At 64.2% G+C, this 17,962-nt stretch carries 19 protein-coding genes; 15 read left to right on the forward strand and 4 right to left on the reverse strand.

Features of this window, described 5'->3' with window-relative positions; all coding sequences use genetic code 11:
• Window positions 1–76: 76 nt before the first annotated feature.
• The 6 genes from sdhC to P9254_RS20965 all read left to right on the forward strand — a co-directional run bounded on the left by sdhC (window position 77) and on the right by P9254_RS20965 (window position 4,874).
• On the forward strand, window positions 77–499 hold the full coding sequence (gene sdhC, locus P9254_RS20940) for a succinate dehydrogenase, cytochrome b556 subunit (RefSeq protein WP_127247333.1): 423 nt from the start codon (window positions 77–79) through the stop codon (window positions 497–499).
• A complete protein-coding gene (gene sdhD / locus P9254_RS20945) occupies window positions 499–894 on the forward strand; it encodes a succinate dehydrogenase, hydrophobic membrane anchor protein (RefSeq protein WP_066991857.1) in 396 nt (131 codons plus the stop codon). The genes sdhC and sdhD overlap by 1 nt, the downstream gene beginning before the upstream one ends.
• A gap of 4 nt (window positions 895–898) precedes the next feature.
• On the forward strand, window positions 899–2,734 hold the full coding sequence (gene sdhA / locus P9254_RS20950; protein WP_278057068.1) for a succinate dehydrogenase flavoprotein subunit: 1,836 nt from the start codon (window positions 899–901) through the stop codon (window positions 2,732–2,734).
• A 1-nt stretch (window position 2,735) separates the two neighbouring features.
• Window positions 2,736–3,170 (forward strand): DUF3052 domain-containing protein, encoded by a 435-nt coding sequence (locus tag P9254_RS20955; protein ID WP_278057070.1) that lies wholly within the window; start codon window positions 2,736–2,738, stop codon window positions 3,168–3,170.
• Window positions 3,170–3,949: a succinate dehydrogenase iron-sulfur subunit gene (locus P9254_RS20960; protein WP_127214597.1), complete on the forward strand. Its 780-nt coding sequence runs from the start codon at window positions 3,170–3,172 to the stop codon at window positions 3,947–3,949. Before P9254_RS20955 ends, P9254_RS20960 begins: the two co-directional genes overlap by 1 nt.
• A gap of 295 nt (window positions 3,950–4,244) precedes the next feature.
• Window positions 4,245–4,874 carry a YceH family protein gene (locus P9254_RS20965; RefSeq protein ID WP_278057074.1) on the forward strand — a complete coding sequence of 210 codons (630 nt, stop codon included), beginning with the start codon at window positions 4,245–4,247 and terminating at the stop codon, window positions 4,872–4,874.
• A 203-nt stretch (window positions 4,875–5,077) separates the two neighbouring features.
• On the opposite strand, the gene P9254_RS20970 is transcribed toward P9254_RS20965, so the two are convergent.
• Window positions 5,078–5,503: an OsmC family protein gene (locus tag P9254_RS20970; RefSeq protein ID WP_095799953.1), complete on the reverse strand. Its 426-nt coding sequence runs from the start codon at window positions 5,501–5,503 to the stop codon at window positions 5,078–5,080.
• Between the two features lie 404 nt (window positions 5,504–5,907).
• Here P9254_RS20970 and P9254_RS20975 point away from each other — a divergent pair, with 404 nt between their 5' ends.
• Together P9254_RS20975 and P9254_RS20980 are read left to right on the forward strand one after the other, a co-directional pair.
• Window positions 5,908–6,264 (forward strand): YciI family protein, encoded by a 357-nt coding sequence (locus tag P9254_RS20975; protein ID WP_095782697.1) that lies wholly within the window; start codon window positions 5,908–5,910, stop codon window positions 6,262–6,264.
• Between the two features lie 98 nt (window positions 6,265–6,362).
• Entirely contained in the window at window positions 6,363–6,893 is a 531-nt protein-coding gene (locus tag P9254_RS20980) for a hypothetical protein (protein WP_095799646.1), read from the forward strand.
• 271 nt (window positions 6,894–7,164) lie between these two features.
• Here P9254_RS20980 and P9254_RS20985 read toward each other — a convergent pair whose 3' ends face one another.
• Window positions 7,165–8,427: a ubiquinone biosynthesis hydroxylase gene (locus P9254_RS20985; protein ID WP_278057075.1), complete on the reverse strand. Its 1,263-nt coding sequence runs from the start codon at window positions 8,425–8,427 to the stop codon at window positions 7,165–7,167.
• Window positions 8,428–8,534: 107 nt separating this feature from the next.
• Between P9254_RS20985 and tesB the strand changes: the two genes are divergently transcribed.
• The 7 genes from tesB (at window position 8,535) to P9254_RS21020 (ending at window position 16,509) form a co-directional block, all read left to right on the forward strand.
• On the forward strand, window positions 8,535–9,398 hold the full coding sequence (gene tesB, locus P9254_RS20990) for an acyl-CoA thioesterase II (RefSeq protein ID WP_066998363.1): 864 nt from the start codon (window positions 8,535–8,537) through the stop codon (window positions 9,396–9,398).
• Window positions 9,399–9,645: 247 nt separating this feature from the next.
• A complete protein-coding gene (locus P9254_RS20995) occupies window positions 9,646–9,984 on the forward strand; it encodes a P-II family nitrogen regulator (RefSeq protein WP_066998360.1) in 339 nt (112 codons plus the stop codon).
• Window positions 9,985–10,033: 49 nt separating this feature from the next.
• On the forward strand, window positions 10,034–11,362 hold the full coding sequence (locus tag P9254_RS21000; RefSeq protein WP_405023091.1) for an ammonium transporter: 1,329 nt from the start codon (window positions 10,034–10,036) through the stop codon (window positions 11,360–11,362).
• Between the two features lie 294 nt (window positions 11,363–11,656).
• Window positions 11,657–11,932 carry a hypothetical protein gene (locus P9254_RS21005; RefSeq protein ID WP_278057076.1) on the forward strand — a complete coding sequence of 92 codons (276 nt, stop codon included), beginning with the start codon at window positions 11,657–11,659 and terminating at the stop codon, window positions 11,930–11,932.
• 203 nt (window positions 11,933–12,135) lie between these two features.
• The gene (locus P9254_RS21010) at window positions 12,136–14,793 is read left to right on the forward strand and encodes a DNA translocase FtsK (protein WP_278057077.1); all 2,658 of its coding nucleotides are present in this window, start codon (window positions 12,136–12,138) and stop codon (window positions 14,791–14,793) included.
• A gap of 143 nt (window positions 14,794–14,936) precedes the next feature.
• Window positions 14,937–15,605, forward strand: a complete 669-nt coding sequence (locus tag P9254_RS21015; RefSeq protein ID WP_066998340.1) for an outer-membrane lipoprotein carrier protein LolA — start codon at window positions 14,937–14,939, stop codon at window positions 15,603–15,605.
• 103 nt (window positions 15,606–15,708) lie between these two features.
• Window positions 15,709–16,509 carry an exodeoxyribonuclease III gene (locus tag P9254_RS21020; protein ID WP_095799650.1) on the forward strand — a complete coding sequence of 267 codons (801 nt, stop codon included), beginning with the start codon at window positions 15,709–15,711 and terminating at the stop codon, window positions 16,507–16,509.
• Between the two features lie 33 nt (window positions 16,510–16,542).
• Here P9254_RS21020 and P9254_RS21025 read toward each other — a convergent pair whose 3' ends face one another.
• Both P9254_RS21025 and P9254_RS21030 read right to left on the reverse strand, forming a co-directional pair.
• Window positions 16,543–17,001, reverse strand: coding sequence for a cyclic nucleotide-binding domain-containing protein (locus P9254_RS21025; protein ID WP_067322970.1), 459 nt, complete (start codon window positions 16,999–17,001; stop codon window positions 16,543–16,545).
• A 246-nt stretch (window positions 17,002–17,247) separates the two neighbouring features.
• Window positions 17,248–17,931 carry a response regulator transcription factor gene (locus tag P9254_RS21030; RefSeq protein WP_066998380.1) on the reverse strand — a complete coding sequence of 228 codons (684 nt, stop codon included), beginning with the start codon at window positions 17,929–17,931 and terminating at the stop codon, window positions 17,248–17,250.
• Window positions 17,932–17,962: the final 31 nt, after the last annotated feature.

Here is a 17,962-nt window from a genome sequence, read left to right on the forward strand (position 1 = left end):
CCGCTATCCGAGGCCCTATGTCGTGGCGGCAAAAGCCGCATCCTTCGCGGCTCAGGAACGCCGATCTGGGGGAGCCATGAGCAAATCACCAGCCACCCGCGCAATTGCCAGACGTGAACGGCCGCTTTCGCCGCACCTGACGATTTACAGGCCCCCGATCACGATGACGATGTCGATCGTCCATCGCATCACCGGCGGCGCGCTCTATTTCGGCACGCTCCTGGTGGCGGCCTGGTTGATCGCTGCGTCGAGTTCGCAGGCTGCGTTCGACTGGGTCAACTGGGCCTTCGGCTCCTGGCTCGGCCGGCTGGTCCTGTTCGGCTACACCTGGGCGCTGATGCACCACATGCTGGGCGGGTTGCGCCATCTCGTCTGGGACACCGGCGCCGGGCTCGAAAAACACACCGCCTCGAGGATCGCATGGGCAACGCTCGCCGGCTCGATCGTGCTGACGCTGCTGGTCTGGATCGCGGGCTACATGGCGCGGGGGGCATTCTGATGACCGCAAAGAATTCGGACATGCGCACGCCGCTCGGGAAGGTTCGCGGCCTTGGTTCGGCGCGTGAGGGTACCGGCCATTTCTGGCGCCAGCGGCTGACGGCGGTGGCCAATATCCCGCTCATCCTGTTCTTCGTCGGCTTCCTGATCGCCCTCAACGGCCACGGCTATGCTGAAGTGCGGGCGTCGCTCGCGAACCCCTTCGTGGCGCTGGTGCTGTCGTTGGTGCTGATTTCCGCGCTCTACCACATGCGGATCGGCATGCAGGTCATCATCGAGGACTATGTGCATGGCGAGGGCATGAAGCTGGCGCTGATCGCCCTCAACACATTCTTCTCAATAGCAGTCGGCGTCGCCTCACTCTTCGCTCTGCTCAAACTCGCATTCGGAGGCTGACGTCTTGGCCAACGCAAACACAGCCAGCACGGCTTCGGCCTACACCTTTGTCGATCACAAATTCGATGTGGTGATCGTCGGCGCCGGCGGTGCCGGGTTGCGCGCCACGCTCGGCATGGCCGAGCAGGGGCTGCGCACCGCCTGCATCACCAAGGTGTTCCCGACGCGCTCGCACACGGTCGCGGCGCAAGGCGGCATCGCCGCCTCGCTCTCCAACATGGGCCCAGATTCCTGGCAGTGGCACATGTACGACACGGTCAAGGGCTCAGACTGGCTGGGCGACGTCGACGCCATGGAATACATGGTGCGCGAGGCGCCGGCCGCCGTCTATGAGCTCGAGCATTACGGCGTGCCATTCTCGCGCACCGAAGAGGGCAAGATCTATCAGCGGCCGTTCGGCGGCCACATGATGAATTATGGCGACGGCCCGCCGGTTCAGCGCACCTGCGCCGCCGCCGACCGCACCGGGCACGCCATCCTGCATACGCTCTACGGCCAGTCGCTGAAGAACAACGCGCAGTTCTTCATCGAGTATTTCGCGCTCGACCTGATCATGGAGCCGGACGGCACATGCACCGGCGTGGTGGCGTGGAATCTCGACGACGGCACCATCCACCGCTTCTCGGCAAAGATGGTGGTGCTGGCGACCGGCGGCTATGGCCGCGCCTATTTCTCCGCCACCTCGGCGCATACCTGCACCGGCGACGGCGGCGGCATGGCCGCGCGGGCCGGGCTGCCGCTGCAGGATATGGAGTTCGTGCAGTTCCACCCGACCGGCATCTACGGCGCCGGCTGCCTGATCACCGAAGGCGCGCGCGGCGAGGGCGGCTATCTCGTCAATTCCGAGGGTGAGCGCTTCATGGAGCGCTACGCGCCGTCGGCCAAGGACCTCGCCTCGCGCGACGTGGTCTCGCGCTGCATGACGCTGGAGATCCGCGAGGGCCGCGGCGTCGGCAAGAACAAGGACCACATCTTCCTGCATCTCGACCATCTCGATCCGGCGGTGCTGCACGAGCGGCTGCCGGGCATCTCGGAATCGGCCAAGATCTTCGCCGGCGTCGACCTGACCAAGGAGCCGATCCCGGTGCTGCCGACGGTCCACTACAATATGGGCGGCGTGCCGACCAATTATTGGGGCGAGGCGCTCAACCCGAGCTTCGACAACCCCGACCGCGTGTCGCCCGGCCTGATGGCGGTGGGCGAGGCCGGCTGCGCCTCCGTGCATGGCGCCAACCGGCTCGGCTCCAACTCGCTGATCGATCTGGTCGTGTTCGGCCGCGCGGCCGCAATCCGCGCCGGCCAGGTGATCGATCGCAAGTCGGCGATTGCGTCGCCCAATCAGGAATCGGTCGACAAGATCATGGATCGCTTCGACAAGCTGCGCCACGCCAGCGGCTCGACCCCGACCGCGGCGCTGCGCGAAAAGATGCAGCGGGCGATGCAGGAAGACGCGGCGGTGTTCCGCACGCAGGAATCGCTGGAAAATGGCTGCAAGCGCGTTTCTCAAATCTGGAGCGAGCTCAAGGACGTCAAGGTCTTCGACCGCTCGATGATCTGGAACTCGGACCTGGTCGAGACGCTGGAGCTCGAAAACCTGATGATCAATGCCATCGCCACGGTCTACGGCGCCGAGGCGCGCAAGGAGAGCCGCGGCGCGCATGCGCGAGAGGATTTCTCGGCGCGCGACGACGCCAACTGGCGCAAGCACACGCTGGCCCAGGTCGGCGAGGACGGCAAGGTGACGCTTTCCTACCGCCCGGTGCACACCGACCCGCTGCTGGCGGAAAAGGATGGCGGCATCAGCCTGGCCAAGATCGCGCCAAAGGCCAGGGTCTACTGACATGGCATTGGCGGCCGCGGGATATTCCGGCACGCCCCTTGCGGCCAAGCTCGGCCTGAAGGACGGCATGGTCGCCGCCTTCATCGCGCTGCCGCCCGAGCTCGACGAGTTGGCTGGAGCCGTCGGGTTTGCCGGGGTCGATCGGCTGCCCAACTGGTCGGCGATCTCGGGCAACCGAAAATACGATGCGGTGCACGCGTTCACCCGGCAGCGCGCCGAGATCGAGGACGGCCTGGCCGGCATCGAGATGGCGATCAAGCGCGACGGCATGGTCTGGGTCTCCTGGCCGAAGAAGGCTTCGAACGTGCCGACCGACGTCACCGAGGACGTCATCCGCGCCGAGGCGCTCAAGCGCGACCTTGTCGACGTCAAGGTCGCGGCCCTCAACGAAATCTGGTCCGGGCTGAAGCTCGTCATCCGAAAGGACCGCAGGTAATGGTCGAACTCACGCTTCCCAAGAATTCGAAAGTCCAGCAGGGCAAGACCTGGCCGAAGCCGGAGGGCGCCACCAATCTGCGCGAATACCGCATCTACCGCTGGTCGCCGGACGACGACGAGAATCCGCGCATGGACACTTATTTCGTCGACATGGACGATTGCGGCCCGATGGTGCTCGACGCGCTGCTGTGGATCAAGAACAAGATCGACCCGACGCTGACGCTGCGCCGTTCCTGCCGCGAAGGCATTTGCGGGTCCTGCGCCATGAACATCGACGGCTCGAACACGCTCGCCTGCACCAAGGGCGCCGACGACATTTCCGGCGCGGTGAAGATCTATCCGCTGCCGCATATGCCGGTGATCAAGGACCTCGTGCCCGACCTCACCAACTTCTATGCCCAGCATGCCTCGATCGAGCCATGGCTGAAGACGGTCTCGCCGACGCCCGCCAAGGAATGGCTGCAAAGCCATGAAGACCGCGAGAAGCTCGATGGGCTCTATGAGTGCATCCTGTGCGCCTGCTGCTCGACCTCGTGCCCAAGCTACTGGTGGAACGGCGAGCGCTATCTCGGCCCGGCAACGCTGCTGCAGGCCTATCGCTGGCTGATCGATTCCCGCGATGAGGCGACCGGCGAGCGGCTCGACAATCTCGAGGATCCGTTCCGGCTCTATCGCTGTCACACCATCATGAACTGCGCGCAAACTTGCCCGAAGGGGCTCAATCCGGCGAAGGCGATCGCGGAGATCAAGAAGATGATGGTGGAGCGGCGCGTCTAGAGTTTAGCGGCTCAAGTTCGTACGCAGCGATTCTTCGCGCCCCCCTCTGGCCTGCCGGCCATCTCCCTCACGGGTGGGGAGATTGGCTGTCATCGCGGCTTTCGCCAATCGCCAACGTTGAAGGATGAGCGCCGTCGGCGAAGCTGCTGATCTCCCCCCAAGTGGGGGAGATGTCCGGCAGGACAGAGGGGGGCGCTGTCCCGCCGACGTTCCGAAGGTTCTGCCTTGTCGCGGCGATCCGATTTCTGTCAAAATCGGTACCCGGAGAACCGACCTTATCGAAAAGCCAAACCCAATGACCGATCTCCCCGTCCTCTCTTCCGTCGAAGCCCGCGTGCTCGGCTCGCTGATCGAGAAGAAGGAGCTGACGCCGGACGTCTATCCGCTGACGCTGAACGGTGCGCATGCCGCGGCCAACCAGAAGACGGCGCGCGAGCCGGTGATGGCGCTGGAGCTGACCGACGTTAGGCGCGCGCTCAGCTCGCTCGAACAGAAGGGTCTGGTGCGCCAGGCTTTTGCTTCGCGGGTCGAGCGCTACGAACATCTGATGGCGCAGCGCTTTTCGCTGACCACGCCGCAGATCGCGATCGTCGGTCTGCTGCTTCTGCGCGGCGCGCAGACGGCGCATGAGCTGCTCGCCCGTTCCGAGCGCATGGCGCGCTTCGGGTCGATCGAAGAGCTTCGCGACAATCTCGACCTGATGATCGGCCGCCGTCCGCCGCTCATTCTGCTGCTCGAACGTGCGCCCGGGCAGCGCGAGGAGCGCTATGTGCATCTGCTCAGCGGTCCGGTGGAAGTATCAGCGGCCGCAGCGCCATGGGAACCGCCGGCGTCCTCCGACGCTTCCGATCTCGAAGCGCGGGTGCGGGCTCTGGAGGAAGAGGTTGCTTCGTTGCGGGCGAAGATCGAGGCGCTGGGCGGCTAGCGTGAGATGATGGCGGGACAGCGCCCCCCTCTGTCCTGCCGGACATCTCCCCCACAAGGGGGGAGATTGGCAGTTCCAGCGCCTCGCTCGCGGCGTCGGTGACTGGCGAAAGCCGGCGCGAATATCCGATCTCCCCCCTCGTGGGGGAGATGTCCGGCAGGACAGAGGGGGGCGCGACGGATCCCTGCCCCGCGCAGCCTACGTCAGCCCAGCCTGGCGTCCAGCGAGACTTTGATGGCGCCGAGCGCCTTTGAGACCGGGCACTCGGCCTTGGCCTTCTCGGCCAGTTCCTGGAACTTTGCCGCATCGATGCCCGGGACCGTGCCGACCAAGGTGATGGCGCTGCCGGTTATGCCGGTGCCGGGCACCAGTGTCACAACAGCCTTGGAGTCGAGCGCGGTGGCCGGGGTGCCGTTCTCGGCGAGGAAATGCGACAGCTGCATGGCGTAGCATCCGGCATGGGCGGCGGCGATCAGCTCTTCCGGATTGGTGCCGGATTTGCCGCTCTCATCCTCGAAGCGCGCCTTGAAGGAATAGGGTATGCCCTTCAGAGTCCCGCTCTGCGTCTCCAGCGTGCCCTTGCCCTCTTTCAGATTGCCTTTCCAGACGGCGTTTGCGGTGCGGTCCATGAAGTCCTCCTGGCTTGTCGGGGTTCGCGCCGGCGGGCGCCGGCGTTCCGCTGAACTATAGCGCGAGCGCGCCGGAAGACCATGGCGCGATTGGGTCGACGCCCGCGAAAAAATTCTCAAAAAAAGCGCGTGCAGAATGTCGACTTCCCGGCGGCCGGACCGTCCTGGGGGCGGCCACGAAGTTCGGGGCCGAAGGAGGTTGAAGATGGACAATCTGTTTTTCGGACTTTGGAGGCGCCCCGGCGGAAGGGTGCAGATCCCCCGGCCTTCGGCCTCGGCCGGCTGGCGGCGGCCGTGGCCATAATCGGGATTGCGGCATGCCTGCTCGATCATGCGGCGGCCAGAAGCAAGGCTGACAGCATCGCGGTCGCCTCCTATGGTTCATCGCAGGAAGGGAACTGACAATGAAATATGTCCTGCTGGTCTACGGCGAGGAAAAGGACCTCTTCGCGCTCACGCCGGAACGATCCGCCAAGCTCGACGCCGATTCGCTCGCCTATGACAGGGAACTCGATCGACAAGGCAAGCTGATCATCGCGCAGGCGCTGCAGCCGGTGAAGATGTCGAAGTCGCTCAGGCGTCGCAAGGGCAAGCGGCTGGTTACCGACGGGCCGTTCGCCGAGACGAAAGAACAGCTGCTCGGCTTCGTCATGGTCGAGGCCGCCGATCTTGACGAGGCGATGGCGATCGCAGACGGCATTCCGCTGGCCGAGCTCGGCACCGTCGAGGTCAGGGCTGTCTACGACATACCGGGGTCATGACCCGGAGCTATTAGCGGTTTGTTCATCGCCGCAATTGTCGCGAGTTGAAGCGATGCTGTACTTCTTCTATCGTTGCCGCGGTTTCGGGGGAATTCGGCATGCCTTTTCTGCTCGCTATGCTTGGCCTGCTCGGCGTGGCGGCCATCTGGTGGTACCGGCTGAAGGCGATGAACGAGGCGGCCAGCGAGGTCGCCGACGTTATCGGCCGCGTGCAGGGCAATATCCGCCGCAAGAAGCTGCGCAAACAGGCGGCACTTTCGCCGCTGACGGCGATCGACGATCCGGTCGTGGCCGCCGCGACGCTGATCACCGCGATCGTTTCGGAACATGGCCCGATCCTGCCGCAGCGCGAAGCCGTCATCCGTGAGGTGATCGCGCAGATTGCCGACAACCCTAAGAAAACCGACGAGGCCGTCGTCTACGCCAAATGGGCGGCCGCGCAGGTCGACGACACCACGATCGTCATCGACAAGCTGGCGCCGTTCCTGCGCGAGCGCCTCGAGCCGCACGAACGGGACGATCTGCTCAGCATGCTGAACCGGGTGGCACAGGGCGGCGAGCACCGCCTGCGCATCGCCGATCAGCGGATGGTGAGGCTGCGGCAGAAGCTGGGTTTTGAGGTCAATTAAGCTGAAGCAGTGGCGGCCGGATCGCCTACCTTCGTGATTGGCCGAAACGCTTCTCGCATCGTCATTCTATGGCGGAGCAAGGAGCGAAGCGACGCGGCGCAGACCATAGAATCCATTCCGTTACCTATAAGCGTTGCAGCGGTGCAGAATTCTGCTCGGCGGCATTCTTCGACCAAGGTCACCGCATGGATCCTCGGGTCTTGGCGTCCGCTTCGCTCCCGCTCCGCCCGTGGATGACGACGTCGCGTAGGCACCGGCCAATTGCTAGGCGCTAGATCGCTTCGCCCTTCAATAGCCGCGGCGTGTCGCCTGACAGGCCAGACGCCTGACGGATGAAGAAGTCCTTGAGCTTCGGCATGCGCTCGACGAGGCCGAGGCCGAGGTCGCGCACGGCGCGCAGCGGGCCGATGTCGTTGGAAAACAGGCGGTTCAGCACGTCGGTGGTGACGCCCATCTGCAGCGTGTCGAAGCGGCGCCATTGCTGGTAGCGCTCGAGCACGTCGAGCGCGCCGATATCCTGGCCGAGCCGGTCGGCCTCGACCACCACTTCGGCAAGTGCTGCGACATCCTTGAAGCCGAGATTGAGGCCCTGACCGGCGATCGGATGGATGCCGTGCGCCGCATCGCCGGCGAGCGCGATGCGCGGTGCGACGAAGGCGCGCGCAAGGATCAGGCCGAGCGGCCAGGCGCGCGGCTTGTCGGCGACGCGGATCTCGCCGAGCTTCAGCCCAAAGCGCTGCTCCAGCCCATGCTCGAAGACGAATTCGTCACCCTCGACCAGCTTCTGCGCGTCTTCCGTGCGCTCCACCCAGACGATCGAGGAGCGATTGGTGCCGTCCTCCTCAGGCTTCAGCGGCAAGGTGGCGAAGGGGCCGGCGGGCAAAAAATGTTCCTCGGCGCGGCCATTGTGCGGGCGCTCATGCGCGACCGTGCAGACGATACCGGACTGGCCGTATTCCCATTTCACCGTCTTGATGCCGGCCATGTCGCGCAGCTTCGAATTGACGCCGTCAGCGGCGACGAGCAGGCAGGCCTTAAGCGCGGCGCCGTCGGCCAGATGCACGGTGATGCCGGCGCCGTTCGTGTCGAAGGCGCTGACAGCCATGCCTTCGATGACGTCGATGCCGAGTTTTTCGGCGCGGCGGCGCAGCGCGCCGTTGAGGACCCGGTTGGCCACCATATGGGCGAAGGGTTCGCCGGGCGCCACCTCGCCGTCGAAGGTCAAAAACACCGGGCGCACCGGATCGGCGGCGCGCGAATCGGTGATGATCATCTCGGTGATAGCCTGCGCCTCGGGCGCGATCTCGTCCCAGACGCCGAGCTGCTCCAGCATGCGGCAGGCCGCGGCGGCGATCGCCGAGGCGCGGCCGTCCTTCTGCCAGACGCCGGCAGGTGCCGCATCGACAATGGCGACGGCAAGGCTCGGTCGCGCCTGCTTCAGCGACACGGCCGCGGCAAGGCCGACGTAACCGGCGCCCGCCACCAGCACGTCCACCGAGGTTTTGTCCGCTGCATCCGCCTTGCGGTCGACCATGGCACTTTCCTTTCGCGGCCTCCGGCCACCGCGCCGGCCGTTGCAGCTTGACTGCCCGGCTCTCCTGTCCGAAACCCGCCATGACACATCTTCAAGGGAGGTGGAACATGACGGCGGCCATGGACGAGCTTCTCGACATTCTCGACCTCGAGCAGCTCGAACACAACCTGTATCGTGGTCGCAGCCCCAAGCTCGACTGGCAGCGCGTGTTCGGCGGCCAGACGATCGCTCAGGCGCTGGTCGCCGCCCAGCGCACTGTCGAGCCCGGGCGCCATGTGCATTCGCTGCACGGCTATTTCATGCGGCCCGGCGACACCAAGGTTCCGATCGTCTATGAGGTCGACCGCATCCGCGACGGCGGCTCTTTCACGACGCGCCGGGTGGTGGCGATCCAGCATGGGCAGGCGATCTTCTCGCTGGAAGCCTCGTTCCAGCAGGACGAGGTCGGGCTGGAGCATCAGCTGCCGATGCCACGCAACGTGCCGGCGCCCGACACGCTTTTGTCGCAGCGCGAGCTGCTCGGCAAGTTCGGCGAGGCGGTGCCGGAAGGCATCAAACGCTACTGGGAGCGCGACCGGCCGATCGAGATGAAGCCGGTAATGCTCAAGCACTATACCAGCCGCGAAAAGCTGGAGCCGGAGCAGAATATCTGGATCCGCACCACAGGCCCGGTGCCGGAAGACCGCGCCACGCAGGCGGCGGTGCTTGCCTATCTCTCCGACATGACGCTGCTCGACACCTCGACCTTCGCGCATGGCCGCGCCATCTTCGATCGCGACATCCAGGCGGCCAGCCTCGACCATGCCATGTGGTTCCACCGCAGTCATTCGCTGGACGACTGGATCCTCTACACGCAGGACAGCCCCTCCACGCAAGGCTCGCGCGGTTTCACCCGCGGATCGCTGTTCGCCCGCGACGGAACGCTGATCGCCTCGGTCGCCCAGGAAGGCCTCATCCGGCTGAAACGCTGAGCCGCTTCGAGGCAAGCCTAGAAAGTAGGCATTTTCCAAATTTTGCCCATTTTTTAATCATGAGCCATTGCGGCACTGCGCCCGTTTGTTGAGCAAGGGCTGCGGATCCCGTTTGTTTACAACAGGTTAATGTCCTGCTTCGGCAATTGGCACGGAGCTTGAATCCTGTCCTGCACTCTCCGGCTCTCCTCGGGATCGGTGAAGGTGTGCAAACGCGGGGGACCGCAACAGCAAAGGGTGAAACCTTATGAAAATCGTGATGGCAATCATCAAGCCGTTCAAGCTCGACGAGGTGCGCGAAGCGCTCACCGCCGTCGGCATCCAGGGCCTGACCGTCACCGAAGTCAAAGGCTACGGGCGTCAGAAGGGACATACGGAAATCTATCGCGGCGCCGAATACGCGGTCAGCTTCCTGCCCAAAATCAAGATCGAGGTCGCCGTCGGCGCCGACATGGTCGACAAGGCCGTCGAAGCCATCAGCTCCGCCGCCAAGACCGGCCAGATCGGCGACGGCAAGATCTTCGTCTTCGGCATCGACCAGGCGGTGCGCATCCGCACCGGCGAAACAGACACCGACGCGCTCTGAGCGGCGACCAGCTATTCCAACGGAGAGTTCAATGAATATTCCTTCCCCCTTGAAGACGACGGGACGCGCGGCCGCTGCGCTCGCTCTCGTAGCGTTCAGCACCGCCGCCGCTTTCGCGCAGGAGGCCGCTCCGGCAGCCACGGCCGCAGCGCCGGCCGCCCCGGCGCCCGCGCTCGACACTGGCAACACCGCCTGGATGCTGACCTCGACGGCGCTGGTGCTGATGATGACCATCCCGGGCCTGGCGCTGTTTTACGGCGGCATGGTGCGCAAGAAGAACGTGCTCGCCACCATCATGCAGAGCTTCGCCATCACCTGCCTGGTGACGGTGCTGTGGTTCATGTTCGGCTACTCGCTGGCCTTCTCCGACGGCGGCGGCATGAACAAGTTTATCGGCGGTGCCTCGAAATTCTTCCACCACGGCATCACCACTTCCTCGCTGTGGGCGCCCGGTGTGGCGAACATCCCTGAATTCGTCTTCTCGATGTTCCAGATGACCTTCGCCATCATCACCCCCGCGCTGATCGCCGGCGCCTTCGCCGAACGCTTGAAGTTCTCGGCGCTGCTCATCTTCATGGCGCTGTGGCTGCTGGTCGTCTACGCGCCTGTCGCCCACTGGGTATGGGGCGGCGGCTTCCTCGCCACCGCCGGTGTGCTCGATTTCGCCGGCGGCACCGTCGTCCATATCAATGCCGGTGTCGCGGGCCTGGTCTGCGCGCTCGTTCTCGGCAAGCGCGAGGGCTACGGCACCACCAACATGGCGCCGCACAACCTGGTCTATTCGGTCATCGGCGCCTCGCTGCTGTGGGTCGGCTGGTTCGGCTTCAACGCCGGTTCGGAACTGGCCGCCGACGGCCTCGCCGGCGCTGCGATGTTGAACACGCAGGTCGCCACCGCCGCGGCGGCGCTGGCCTGGATGTTCGCCGAATGGATCGTCGCCAAGAAGCCTTCGGTGCTCGGCATCATCTCGGGCGCCGTCGCGGGCCTTGTCGCGGTGACGCCTGCTTCCGGCTTCGTCAACCCGACCGGCGCCTTCTTCGTCGGCATCATCGCCGGCGTCGTCTGCTACCTGTCGGCGGTCAAGCTCAAGCACGCCATGGGCTATGACGATTCACTCGACGCCTTCGGCGTCCACGGCGTCGGCGGCATCGTCGGCGCACTGCTGACCGGTGTGCTCGCCGATCCGGCGATCAACAGCCTGTCGTCGGGCGCCTCGCTCGCCAAGCAGGCATACGGCGTCGCTGTCACCATCGTATGGACGGCGGTCGCCACCTTGGTGATCCTCTACATCGTCAAGGCGCTGGTCGGCCTGCGTCCGAGCACCCAGGAAGAGGTCGAGGGTCTCGACGTCACCCAGCACGGCGAAGTCGTGCCGTAAGGCCGACCCTGCCAAGGACCGGCGGATACTCCTCCCGCCGGTCCGGATATCAAGGAAAGCCGCGGCGCGGCTTTCCGATTTACTCCCAAGATCCCGTCGTGATGCTCTCGAAAGGGGCTCACGCCTTGAGGCCCGGAAGATCTTCCGGGCCTCCTTTTTTCTCGGATATGAGCATTGAGCGTTTCGATCACATTCACTTGATCGCGAATGTGTGAAACGTCCGCCCTTCCGGTTCCGTACTGGGATTGCGACCGCCATCGTGGTGTCGCCAAATATCAGGGAAGGAACCGACCAATGAACTGCAAGAACATCTTCCTGGGAGCAATGGCTCTGTCGATGGTCAGCGGTGTTGCACTTGCTGGCGCGCTCGACTCGCCTGACAACATGGCCCCGTTCTTCACCGATTCCAGCATGAAGACCATGAAGTCCGAGGCCGATTTCAAGGCCGCCTGGGCGACGACAGCAAAAGACAAGCAGGACGCGATGATGAAGGAGTGCCAGGACGCGGCGATGAGCAAGCCGCATGCCGAATTCTGCGTCAACCTGATGCAGTACGCCGGCCATAAGTGATTTGCGGCAGGTCGGGTCCTTACGGGCCTGATCGTTTCATCTTTGAGATGGCGAGCTTCATGGGCCCGCCATCTCCTTTCCGGGAGCATCTCGGTAAAAGGCCATGGTTAATGCGCCCTTAACCTTCCCGCCGATAGTCTGGGAGACGAATCTCCCGGCATGCGCCACGCATCCGGCCAGGCATCGACACACGGGGAAGAGGCATGCGTTCAGGCGCTTCAGCACCGCTCGCGCTGACCGATACGGGGCACGGCATCCAGGCGTTCGCGCGGCGGCAGGTTGGGCGCCTGGTCGGCGCCGGGATGTTCGTGTTCACCGCTTTCGGCGTCGCCAGCCTCGCTACCTGGAACGTCGCCGATCCAAGCTTCTCGCACGCCACCAACAATCTCGTCACCAACGCCATGGGCTATGCGGGCGCGGTGTTTTCCGACGTTGCCATGCAGTTCTTCGGCCTTGCCGCCGTCGCCGGGCTGGTGCCGGCGGTGATCTGGGGTTTTCTGCTCTTCTCCGCCCGCGGCGTCAACAGGCTGGGCAAGCGCGGGCTTGCCTGGTTCGGCTTCGCGCTGCTTGCCGCGGCGATTGTCGGCTGCGTGACGCCGCCCAACACCTGGCCTCTGCCGACCGGTCTCGGCGGCGTGTTCGGCGATATGGTGCTGAAGATCCCGGGCATCGCCGTCGGCGGCTATCCGAAGGGCCTTTTCGCCACCATCATCGCCGTTGTGCTCGCCATGCCGGCGCTCTGGCTGTTCGCCTATGGCTCGGCGCTGATCGCGCGCAAGAACGGCTTTGCCGTCATGGAGCGCGCCGCCGAGCCGGAACCGCGCGAGCACGACGATCTGCTCTTCGATGAGGATGAAGACGAGGGCGACGAAGGCATTCTTGCGCTCGGCGCCATCACCCATTGGTGGCTGTCCTTCCGTGCATGGATGCATCGGCGTGCCGCGCGCCGCAGGCAGGAGCGTGACGAGTTCGAGCCTCAGATTGAGCCGCGGGCCAGCGCCTGGCGCCGCGCCGCCGAACGGGTCGAATCGGCCGAGTACGCCGAATCCAGGATGAGCCCCGGCGGCCGCGCCCGTGTCGAGCCGGAATTCTTCGCCGCAATGGTCAACGACCGCAGCGCTTCGGTCGATCCCGTGGACGACAACGTCTTCGACGACGAGGAGGCCGATCTCGACGACTTCGACGACGAAGAGCCGGTCCAGCGCCGCGCCAATGTGCGCAATTTCCGCTCGGACGCGGCGACGCGCGTGGAGGCGCCTGCGCCGCGTCCGGTGCAAGGCGCACGCGTTCAGCGCGAGGCGCAGACCTCGCTCATTAGCTCCGGTACGTTCGAGATGCCGTCGCTGCATTTCCTGTCCGAACCGAAGAACGTGGCGAAAGACCCTAGCCTGTCGAAGGACGCGCTGGAGCAGAACGCAAGGCTGCTCGAAGGCGTGCTCGAGGATTTCGGCGTCAAGGGCGAGATCATCCATGTCCGCCCGGGTCCGGTCGTCACCCTCTATGAGCTGGAGCCTGCGCCCGGCATCAAATCCTCGCGCGTCATCGGCCTTTCCGACGACATCGCCCGCTCGATGAGCGCGATCGCCTGCCGCGTCGCCGTCGTGCCCGGCCGCAACGCCATCGGCATCGAGCTGCCGAATGCCAAGCGCGAGACGGTCTATCTGCGCGAGATCATGGCGAGCCGCGACTTCGAAACCACCAAGGCGAAGCTCGCCTTGGCGCTCGGCAAGACCATCAACGGCGAGGCGGTCATCGTCGACATCGCCAAGATGCCGCATGTGCTGGTCGCCGGCACCACCGGCTCGGGCAAGTCGGTCGCCATCAACACGATGATCCTGTCGCTGCTCTACCGGCTCACCCCGCAGGAATGCCGGCTGATCATGATCGATCCGAAGATGCTCGAGCTCTCGGTCTATGACGGCATCCCGCATCTGCTCACGCCCGTCGTCACCGATCCGAAGAAGGCCGTGGTGGCGCTGAAATGGACGGTGCGCGAGATGGAGGACCGCTACCGCAAGATGTCCAAGGTCGGCGTGCGCAATATCGACGGCTTCAACGCACGCGTCAGCCAGGCCGAGAAGAAGGGCGAGAAAATCTCGCGCACCGTGCAGACCGGCTTCGACCGCCAGACCGGCGAGGCGATCTACGAGACGGAGGATCTCGACCTCGAGCCGATGCCCTATATCGTCGTCATCATCGACGAAATGGCCGACCTGATGATGGTGGCCGGCAAGGACATCGAAGGCGCGGTGCAGCGCCTGGCGCAGATGGCGCGCGCCGCCGGCATCCACGTCATCATGGCGACGCAGCGCCCGTCGGTCGACGTCATAACCGGCACCATCAAAGCCAACTTCCCCACCCGCATCTCCTTCCAGGTGACGTCGAAGATCGACAGCCGCACCATCCTCGGCGAGCAGGGCGCCGAGCAGCTGCTCGGCATGGGCGACATGCTCTACATGGCGGGCGGCGGCCGCATCCAGCGTGTCCACGGTCCCTTCGTCTCGGACGACGAGGTCGAACGCATCGTCGGCCATCTCAAACTGCAGGGCGTGCCGGAGTATCTCGACGCCATCACCGAGGATGACGAGGAAGACGACGAGGACGGCGCCTCGGGCCGGGGCGGTTCCGGCGGCGGCGGGAGCGGCAATTTCGAGGATTCCGACGATCCCTACGATCAGGCGGTGGCCGTGGTGCTGCGCGACGGCAAGGCCTCGACCAGCTACATCCAGCGCCGGCTGGGCATCGGCTACAACCGCGCGGCGTCAATCATCGAAAAGATGGAGAAGGAAGGCATCGTCGGCCCGGCCAACCACGCCGGCAAACGCGAGATTCTCGTTCCCACCGAGGACGATAAGTTCTAGCCCGGCGAAGCCTGCGAGAGGCGGCCGGCAACTTTGAACCCTCTGGCGCGTTGATGCGACCAACCGCCGTGCGACCCGCCAAACTTAGGCCCAACTGGCGGTCCAGAGACTGCGACCAAGGCAAATCACAGGAAGTGACCGGCATGAAGACCCAGACAGATTTCGCTCCGACCCGCCGACAGCTGCTCGGCCTTGGCCTGGTGCTTGCGGGCGCCGCCGCCATCAATGTCGTGCCGGGCTTCCAACTTCTGGCCTTGGCTCAGGCCGCCGTTCCGCCGGCGGCGCAAAAGATCGCCGACCATTTTTCCTCGGTCAAATCGATGAGCGGCGAATTCGTGCAGTTCGGCCCGAAGGGCGAGCAGACCGGCGGCAAGTTCTTCCTCGAACGTCCCGGCAAAATCCGTTTCAACTATGACGGATCGTCGAATTTCCGAGTGATCTCGGACGGCAAGTCGGTCGTCATCCTCAACAAGAAGCTGAACACCTCCGACCTCTATCCGCTGTCGAAGACGCCCTTGAAGCTTTTGCTCGACGACCGGATCGATCTCTCCGGCGGGCGCGTGAAAGCCGTCAAGGAAGAAGACGACCTCACCACCATCCAACTCTCCGACAAGTCGGTGTTCGGCAACGCCAAGATCACCATGATGTTCGATCCGAAGACCTATGAACTGCGCCAGTGGACGATCACCGACGCGCAGGGCAAGGACACGACGGTGATGATCTTCAACGTCAAGGAAGGCGTCTCCATTCCGGACGGCACCTTCGCGATCGACTATACGGCGAACCGCGAGCTCAATACCAAGACGCGGTAGGTCCGCCCATATTCAGGGCAGGGCCGGCTTGCAGCGCGGGCCGGCTTGTCTTTATGGCGCGTGGCTGGCAGTAGATCGGCGATCTTTTGCCGGACCTGCCTGAATGCCCTTCACCATAGCCACCTGGAACATCAACTCGGTGCGTCTGCGCATGCCGATCGTCGAGCGGCTGCTCAAGGAGCACGCGCCGGACGTGCTCTGCCTGCAGGAAACCAAGGTCCCGGACGAGCTGTTTCCGGAAAAGGCTTTCCGCAAGGCCGGATACCAGCACATCCTGTTCCACGGCCAGAAAGGCTATCACGGCGTGGCGACGGTGGCGCGCCGGCCGATCGCGCTGGTCGAGAAGCGGCGTTTCTGCGAGATCGACGACAGCCGGCATCTCTCGGTCAGGGTCCAGGCCGGCGGCAGGTCGATTCTGCTGCACAATTTCTACGTTCCGGCCGGCGGCGATGAACCCGACCCGGACATCAACCGGAAATTCCGCCACAAGCTCGATTTCGTCTATGAGATGAACAGCGTGCCGGCGAGCGAGCACGATGCCTCGATCCTGGTGGGCGACCTCAACATCGCGCCGCAGGAGCATGACGTGTGGTCGCACAAGCAATTGCTCAACGTCGTCAGCCACACGCCGGTCGAGACCGAAAACTTCGAGGCGATGCGGCGGGCCGGCGGCTGGGTTGACCTGATGCGGCTCAACGTGCCGGCCGAGCAAAAGCTCTACACCTGGTGGAGCTACCGCGCGAAGGACTGGCAAGCATCGGACCGCGGCCGGCGGCTCGACCATATCTGGTCGTCCGCCAATCTGGTGCCGAGCTTTGCCGGTTACGAGATTGTCAAGGCGGCGCGCGGCTGGGAGAAGCCGTCGGACCATGTGCCGGTCATCGCGAAGTTTGAATTGGATTGAGCGCTATCAATCGGCAGAGACGCTGCGGCGCGTCTATTCCGTAAACCGTGGCGCGAGCTCCTCGATGCGGGCGATCATCTCTTGGAATTCCTCCAGGATGCGCTCATGCAGCTGCACCGCGAGCTCCGGATATTCCTCGAGGATGCGGCGAAACATCTTTCGGCTCAAGCGGATAACTTCCGAATCGATCGCGGCCGAGGCGCTGGTCAGCCGGTTGGTGTCGGCGATAAGGGCCAGTTCGCTGAGCATGGCGCCGGGGCCTGCCGTGCCGATCGGGACGCGTTCGCCGGTGCCTTGCTCGCGATAGAGGACTATGCGCCCGCTGACGACGATATAGGCCGAGTCGGCCACGTCATCCTCGCGGTAGAGCTTGTGGTCGGCCTGCAGAAAAGTGGTCTCGGCGCCGAAGGCCAGCAGGCGCAATTGTTCCTGCGTGAAGCCCTGAAAAAGCTTCACGGCGGACAGGATGCGGATGTCGTCATCCAGCGCCATGCTAGCTGTGTCCCCGAGCGGTCAGTCCAGTCCCTCCTTTGGAGCGCCGTCTCCTTGCGGGAGCGCGCACTCCAACTTTCAATCACGCATCGTGCGATGCGTGCAGCGAGCCGATCCATCACCCTCCAGCATCAGGATCGTACCCGAGGCAATCCCGCCCGACCGCCTATCTGTTTGGTTCGACGCAATTCCGATCGGAAAACCGCTTTCACACTTTTCCTGGAATCGCTCTAGATCATGAAATGTTTAAGGAACCAGCTTGTAGCCGCCGCTTTCTGTCACAAGAATTTCGGCATTGGAAGGATCGCGCTCAATCTTCTGGCGCAGCCGGTAGACATGGGTTTCCAGCGTGTGGGTGGTGACGCCGGAATTGTAACCCCACACTTCTTCCAAGAGCACGTCGCGCGTTACCACCTTCTGGTCGGCGCGATAGAGATATTTGATGATCGAGGCTTCCTTTTCGGTCAGCCGCACCTTGGCGCCGCGCGGATCGATCAAAAGCTTCTGGCTGGGCTTGAAGGTGTAGGGGCCGACCGAGAAGGTGGCGTCCTCGCTCTGCTCGTGCTGGCGCAACTGCGCACGGATGCGCGCCAAGAGCACCGCGAAGCGGAAAGGCTTGGTGACGTAATCGTTGGCGCCGGCCTCGAGCCCCAGAATGGTGTCGGAATCGGTGTCGTGGCCGGTCAGCATGATGATCGGGGCCTTATAGCCGCCCTTGCGCAGGATCTTCACCGCCTCGCGACCGTCCATGTCTGGCAGGCCGACGTCCATGATGAGCAGATCGACAAGGCCGCCGCGCGCCGTGGCGACGCCTTTTGCGGCAGTGGCTTCCTGCTGGACGTCGAATTCCTCGTAAAGCGCCAGTTGCTCGACGAGGGTGGCTCGCAGGTCGTCGTCGTCGTCAACGATCAGAATGGTGCGTGATGTCATGATCAATCCGTTGTTTTAAAAAGAATATTCA

Source organism: Mesorhizobium sp. WSM4983, assembly GCF_029625765.1.
Lineage (GTDB): Bacteria > Pseudomonadota > Alphaproteobacteria > Rhizobiales > Rhizobiaceae > Mesorhizobium.

Bases quoted from the DNA above. Each gene is read 5' to 3' on its own strand.
- sdhC (WP_127247333.1), top strand. From the start codon at position 77: ATGAGCAAATCACCAGCCACCCGCGCAATTGCCAGACGTGAACGGCCG.
- sdhD (WP_066991857.1), top strand. From the start codon at position 499: ATGACCGCAAAGAATTCGGACATGCGCACGCCGCTCGGGAAGGTTCGC.
- P9254_RS20955 (WP_278057070.1), top strand. From the start codon at position 2,736: ATGGCATTGGCGGCCGCGGGATATTCCGGCACGCCCCTTGCGGCCAAG.
- P9254_RS20960 (WP_127214597.1), top strand. From the start codon at position 3,170: ATGGTCGAACTCACGCTTCCCAAGAATTCGAAAGTCCAGCAGGGCAAG.
- P9254_RS20965 (WP_278057074.1), top strand. From the start codon at position 4,245: ATGACCGATCTCCCCGTCCTCTCTTCCGTCGAAGCCCGCGTGCTCGGC.
- P9254_RS20970 (WP_095799953.1), bottom strand. From the start codon at position 5,503: ATGGACCGCACCGCAAACGCCGTCTGGAAAGGCAATCTGAAAGAGGGC.
- P9254_RS20975 (WP_095782697.1), top strand. From the start codon at position 5,908: ATGAAATATGTCCTGCTGGTCTACGGCGAGGAAAAGGACCTCTTCGCG.
- P9254_RS20980 (WP_095799646.1), top strand. From the start codon at position 6,363: ATGCCTTTTCTGCTCGCTATGCTTGGCCTGCTCGGCGTGGCGGCCATC.
- P9254_RS20985 (WP_278057075.1), bottom strand. From the start codon at position 8,427: ATGGTCGACCGCAAGGCGGATGCAGCGGACAAAACCTCGGTGGACGTG.
- tesB (WP_066998363.1), top strand. From the start codon at position 8,535: ATGACGGCGGCCATGGACGAGCTTCTCGACATTCTCGACCTCGAGCAG.
- P9254_RS20995 (WP_066998360.1), top strand. From the start codon at position 9,646: ATGAAAATCGTGATGGCAATCATCAAGCCGTTCAAGCTCGACGAGGTG.
- P9254_RS21005 (WP_278057076.1), top strand. From the start codon at position 11,657: ATGAACTGCAAGAACATCTTCCTGGGAGCAATGGCTCTGTCGATGGTC.
- P9254_RS21010 (WP_278057077.1), top strand. From the start codon at position 12,136: ATGCGTTCAGGCGCTTCAGCACCGCTCGCGCTGACCGATACGGGGCAC.
- P9254_RS21015 (WP_066998340.1), top strand. From the start codon at position 14,937: ATGAAGACCCAGACAGATTTCGCTCCGACCCGCCGACAGCTGCTCGGC.
- P9254_RS21020 (WP_095799650.1), top strand. From the start codon at position 15,709: ATGCCCTTCACCATAGCCACCTGGAACATCAACTCGGTGCGTCTGCGC.
- P9254_RS21025 (WP_067322970.1), bottom strand. From the start codon at position 17,001: ATGGCGCTGGATGACGACATCCGCATCCTGTCCGCCGTGAAGCTTTTT.
- P9254_RS21030 (WP_066998380.1), bottom strand. From the start codon at position 17,931: ATGACATCACGCACCATTCTGATCGTTGACGACGACGACGACCTGCGA.